The 6,141-nt window shown below is 24.8% G+C and carries 5 protein-coding genes; all 5 read left to right on the plus strand.

The window, feature by feature from the left end; translation table 11 throughout:
* Positions 1–146 precede the first annotated feature (146 nt).
* The 5 genes from leuB (at position 147) to repA (ending at position 5,962) form a co-directional block, all read left to right on the plus strand.
* Positions 147–1,274: a 3-isopropylmalate dehydrogenase gene (gene leuB, locus BUCILAFE3058_RS02035; RefSeq protein WP_154061770.1), complete on the plus strand. Its 1,128-nt coding sequence runs from the start codon at positions 147–149 to the stop codon at positions 1,272–1,274.
* Complete coding sequence (gene leuC / locus BUCILAFE3058_RS02040; RefSeq protein ID WP_154061772.1) at positions 1,243–2,646, plus strand: 3-isopropylmalate dehydratase large subunit; 1,404 nt, start codon at positions 1,243–1,245, stop codon at positions 2,644–2,646. The genes leuB and leuC overlap by 32 nt, the downstream gene beginning before the upstream one ends.
* Positions 2,647–2,671: 25 nt before the next feature.
* Entirely contained in the window at positions 2,672–3,277 is a 606-nt protein-coding gene (gene leuD, locus BUCILAFE3058_RS02045) for a 3-isopropylmalate dehydratase small subunit (protein WP_154061775.1), read from the plus strand.
* Between the two features lie 126 nt (positions 3,278–3,403).
* Entirely contained in the window at positions 3,404–4,951 is a 1,548-nt protein-coding gene (gene leuA, locus BUCILAFE3058_RS02050) for a 2-isopropylmalate synthase (protein ID WP_154061777.1), read from the plus strand.
* Positions 4,952–5,116: 165 nt separating this feature from the next.
* Positions 5,117–5,962: a plasmid replication initiator RepA gene (gene repA / locus BUCILAFE3058_RS02055; RefSeq protein WP_154061779.1), complete on the plus strand. Its 846-nt coding sequence runs from the start codon at positions 5,117–5,119 to the stop codon at positions 5,960–5,962.
* Positions 5,963–6,141 lie beyond the last annotated feature (179 nt).

Consider the following 6,141-nt stretch of genomic DNA (forward strand, 5'->3'; position numbering starts at 1 on the left):
AAAAATTAAACATTTACAAAAATTAAATAAGTTTTTTTAAAAAAATAAATGCAAAATAACTTTTAAAAAAAAAAAAATAAAGACATTATATATTTTATATAGTATATTAATTAATAGATTATTTGAAAAATTATAAAAAGGTTAAAATGAAAAAATTATTTAATATAGCAGTTTTACCTGGTGATGGAATCGGGCCTGAAGTTATGTTAGAAACATATAAAATATTAAATGTTATTAATAGTAAATTTGATCATAAAATTCATACTCATGAATTTGATATTGGTGGAATAGCTTTTGATAAATTTGGTACACCATTACCAAAAAAAACATTGGATGGATGTATAAAATCAGATGCTATTTTATTTGGATCGGTTGGAGGAAAAAAATGGACATGTTTATCTCGGGATAAACAACCTGAAAGAGGCGCTTTATTGCCACTTAGACGATTTTTTAATTTATTTATTAATATTAGGCCAATTAAGTTAAATAACGACTTAAAACAGCTATCTCCACTCCGAGAGAGTATAATAAAGAATGGGTTTGATATCTTATGTATTCGAGAATTAATAGGTGGTATATATTTTGGTTTACCTAAAGGAAGAAATTCATTTAATAAAAAAAATATTTCTGCTTTTGATACAGAAATTTATTCTACTAAAGAAATTGAAAGAATTGCAAAAGTTGCTTTTCAATTAGCACTAAAAAGAAAGAAACAAGTTTATTCTATAGATAAAGCAAATGTATTAGAAAGTTCTTCTCTATGGAGAGAAGTAGTAACAACAGTTTCTAAAAATTTTCCAGATGTGACATTACATCATTTATATGTAGATAATGCTGCTATGCAGTTGATTAAACATCCTAATCAATTTGATGTAATATTATGTTCTAATTTATTTGGTGATATTTTGTCAGATGAATGCGCTATGTTAACTGGATCCATTGGAATGTTACCTTCCGCTAGTTTAAATAAAAATTTTTTTGGATTATTTGAACCAGCTGGAGGATCTGCTCCTGATTTAAAGGGTAAAAATTTAGCTAATCCAATTGCTCAAATTCTTTCCTTAGCTTTACTATTTGAATATTCTTTAAATTTAAAAGATATTGCTCAATATATTGAGTTAGCTGTAATAAAAACCTTAAAAAAAGGATATCGTACTTTAGATATTTCTGATGGTAAAAATTATATCCACACTGATCAAATGGGTACCAAAATTGCTAAAACATTATCTGAGATAATAACTAATGAAAACTACATTATATCAAAAAATATTTAAATCACATTTAATTTATAATAAAAAAAATATTACACCAATTATTTACATTGATTTACATTTAATACATGAGGTAACATCCCCTCAAGCATTTGCAGGACTGAAAGAAAAAAATAGAATTGTTCGAAAACCGAAACAAACATTTGCAATCATGGATCATAATGTACCAACCATTTCTAGAGATATTAATAATTCTTCTAAAATGGCAAAAATACAAATGAATACTTTATTAAAAAATTGTCAGGATTTTAATATTTCTTGTTATGATTTAAAAAATATAAATCAAGGTATCGTACATGTAGTAGGTCCTGAACAAGGTATGACTTTACCTGGAATGACAATTGTTTGTGGAGATTCACATACATCAACTCATGGTGCTTTTGGTGCATTAGCATTCGGAATAGGAACTTCAGAAGTAGAACATGTATTAGCTACTCAAACTTTACCTCAAAATTATATGAAAAATATGCGAATACATATATCTGGAAACCAAAAGAATAATGTTTACTCCAAAGATATTATTTTAAATATTATTAATCAAATTGGTACTTCTGGAGGTACTGGATATGTTGTAGAATTTACTGGTCCTGTTATAAAAAAAATGAGTATGGAAAGCAGAATGACTATTTGCAATATGGCAATTGAATTAGGAGCAAAATCTGGTATTATACAACCTGATAATATTACTTATCAATATCTAAAAAATAAAAATTTTACTCCTAAAAATCGTTCATGGAATGAATATAAAAAATTTTGGAATATTTTAAAATCTGGACCTAAAGCTATTTTTGAAAAGGATATTTTAGTTAATATATCAAACTTATCTCCACAAATTACATGGGGGACAAATCCATCTCAAGTAATTTCTATTGATAGTAAAATTCCAAAATTAAAAAATTTTAACGATAAAAACTCCCTAGAAAACGCAAAAAGATCATTAGACTACATGGGATTAAAAGATGGAGTTAGTTTAGTTAATATACCTGTTGATAAAGTTTTTATTGGATCATGTACAAATTCTCGAATTGAAGATCTACGAATAGTAGCATCAGTTGTTAAGAATAAAATGGTTGCAGATAATATAGAAGCTATAATTGTTCCTGGATCAGGATTAGTAAAAAGACAAGCTGAAAGAGAAGGTTTAGATAAAATTTTTAAAAAATCTGGTTTTCAATGGAGACATGCTGGTTGCTCTATGTGTCTAGGTATGAATGAAGACCAATTAAAACCTAAAGAAAGATGTGCTTCTACTAGTAATAGAAATTTTGAAGGAAGACAGGGTCCTCAAGGTCGAACTCATCTTATGAGCCCTTGGTTGGCTGCACAAACTGCTTTATATGGAAAATTTGTTAATATTAAAAATTTTTATTCATAAACTTTTTAGAGATAATTTTATTATAATGCAAAATTTTATAAAACATATTGGTATTATAGTTCCTTTAAATATATCAAATATTGATACAGATATAATTATTCCAAAACAATTCTTACAAAAAATTGACAGAATTGGATTTGGTAAAAAATTATTTTATAATTGGAGATTTTTAGATTCTTTTGGAAAAAAAGAAAATCCTGATTTTATTTTAAATAAAGATATTTATCGTAATGCAAGTGTTTTATTAACACGTAATAATTTTGGGTGTGGTTCTTCTAGAGAACATGCTGTATGGGCTTTAATGGATTATGGTTTCAAAGTAATTATTGCTCATAGTTTTTCTGATATTTTTATAAACAATTGTTTAAATAATCGTTTATTATTAATTACTCTTTCTAAAAAAATAATAGATAAATTATTTATTATTCTAGAAAAAAAATCAAAAGTTATCTGTATGATCGATTTATTAAAAGAAATGATTATTATAGATAACCATTGTATTCAATTCGTAATTGATCCTATTAAAAAACAATCTATTATATATGGATTTGATAATATTGATTATACTTTAAAACATGAAGAAAAAATAAAGATGTATGAAAAAAAACATTCCATATTTAATTTTTATTAAAAATGATACTTAAGTTTTATTTATAAATAATATTTTTTATTCAGAAAATTTTTAATTAAAAAAAATTTTCTGAAAATTAATATATCCGAAAATTTATTTTATTAAAAAAATTTAAAAGGTTTTACTATGAAAGAAAAAATTATTATTTTTGATACAACATTACGTGATGGCGAACAAGCTTTACCAGCTAGTTTGAATTCAAATAAAAAAATACAAATTGCTTTAGCTTTAGAACGTATGGGGGTAGACGTTATTGAAGCAGGTTTTCCTATTTCTTCACCTGGAGAATTTAAATCAATAGAATCTATTTCTAAAATAATCAAAAAAAGTAAAATATGTAGTTTAGCACGATGTTTACCAAAAGATATTGATATTGCTGCCCAATCTATGAAATACGCAACAGAAAATAGAATTCATCTTTTTTTAGGTACTTCTAATTTACATATATCTTCTAAATTAAAAAAGAGTTTTAATGAAATAATAGATATGGCTATTTCATCTGTTATAAGAGCTCGTAAATATACTGATGATGTTGAATTTTCATGTGAGGATGCCGGAAGAACTTCATTAGATAATTTATGTCGTATTATTGAAGCTGTTATTGATGCTGGAGCTACTACGATCAACATTCCTGATACTGTAGGATATACTACTCCAACTCAATTTAAAAAAATTATCCAAACAATTTTCCGTTATGTTAAAAACATAAATAAAGTTATAGTCTCAGTACACTGTCATAATGATCTAGGAATGGCTGTAGGTAACTCTATTAGCGCTATTGAGGCTGGTGCAAGACAAATTGAAGGAACTATGAATGGATTAGGTGAAAGAGCTGGAAATACAGCTTTAGAAGAAGTAATAATGGCCTTGTATGTACATCAAAATATATTAAAAAAATATACTAATATAAATTATAAAGAAATTTATAAAACTAGCAAAATAGTTAGTCAATTTTGTAATATGCCAATTTCTGTAAATAAAGCGATTATAGGAAAAAATGCATTTTCACATTCATCTGGAATTCATCAAGACGGTGTTTTAAAAAACAGAGAAAATTATGAAATTATTGATCCGATTTTTATTGGATTAAATAATTGTAAATTAAATTTAACTTCTCGATCTGGACGAGCAGCTGTAGAATATCGTATGAAAGAAATGGGGTATAATCAAAATGATTATAATTTAAATGAATTATATATTGATTTTTTAAAACTCGCAGATAAAAAAGGACAAGTTTTTGATTATGATTTAGAAGCTTTAGCTTTTTTTAAAAAACAACAAAATATTGAAGAATATTTCAAGTTAGAATATTTTGATGTACATACTAAGTTATCAGGATTATCAGTAGCATCTATTATTTTAATTTGCGGTTCTCAAACAAATATTCAAAAAGCAACAACGAGTAATGGACCCGTAGACGCTATCTATCAAGCTCTAAATAAAGCAACTTTATATCCTATTATTTTAAAAAAATTTAATTTAATAGCTAATGGAGAAGGTAAAGATGCTTTAGGAAAAGTAGATATTGTTGTACAGTATAAATTACGAAATTTTCATGGTGTAGGCTTAGCTACTGATATTATTGAAGCATCAGCTCAAGCTATGGTCAATGTATCAAATTATATTTGGAAATCAACTCAAGTAAATAAAGAATTAGAAAAATTAAATAAATAAACGATAATAATTTATTTATATTTTTTCGAAAATATAAATACATTTAATTATTAATTGATAATAAGAATTAATGACTTAATAATTCATAAAAATAAAAGTTTTTAAACTATTTATTTTATGAAAATATATAAAAATTTTTTATGAAAAATTTATAATAGGTTATTTATGTTAGAAAGAAAATATGTATATAATCCGTACCCACAATTTATTCAACCAGAAAATTATAAAAAACGTCCAGCATTTATTAGATATGCGATGAAATGCGCAGCTAAACTTGATGTTGCTCGAAATAAAATTTATTCATCTATTCGTGAATTTAAAAATCCAATTACAGGATGTGTTTTACCACGCAAAAGACGATTAAATGAACATCGTGCACGAGCTTTACGAGCTATGACACAAGCTATGTTATATCATTTTAATATTTCTTCTACTTTAGTGATGGCTTCTGTTGAAAAATTATCTGATGTGTGTGGTTTATCAACATATTCTAATATAGGTAATAAATCTATTACCAGAGCTTCTCGATTAATTACAGATTTTATGGAACCAATTGGTTTAATTAGTTGTCAAAAGATATGGGATAAGATTTTAGGAACATATATTCCTAAAATCATATGTTTAAAACCATTATTTTTCATGATGTTTAATATTTCTCAGTTTAGATTAAAACAAATTAGAGTAACCCAATTAAAGTGGATTAATAAACAGCTAGTAAAAAAAGGAAAATCTCAAATAACATTTTTTGAAGCGGAACAACAAGCAAAAGAAAAACATATTCAACGTGCTTTCACTTATAGACAAAACAAACATTTTTTTAGTGAAAATCAAGACAAAGCTGCTCAAATAATTCAGTTAGAAAAAAAATATGCTCGTTCATATATTTTAAATAAATTAGTACAAAAATATTCTATTAAAGAATTATGTAATATTGGATTAGTTAATTTAAAGAAAAAAGTAAATTCTGAATATTTAAAATTAAAACAATTAGCAGAATATTCTATTCCTTAAAATAATTTAATAAATTTTATTATAATTAAATAAAATTATTTTTTGAACATAATTTATATAAATTTTTTAAAAAATTTATATAAATTATGTTCAAAAAATCTATTTTTAATAGATAATTTTTAAATTTTTCATATATATTTTTAAAAAAAAATATATATTTTTTCATAATCATCATTTTT

It is taken from the genome of Buchnera aphidicola (Cinara laricifoliae) (genome assembly GCF_900698945.1).
Lineage (GTDB): Bacteria > Pseudomonadota > Gammaproteobacteria > Enterobacterales > Enterobacteriaceae > Buchnera_F > Buchnera_F aphidicola_AC.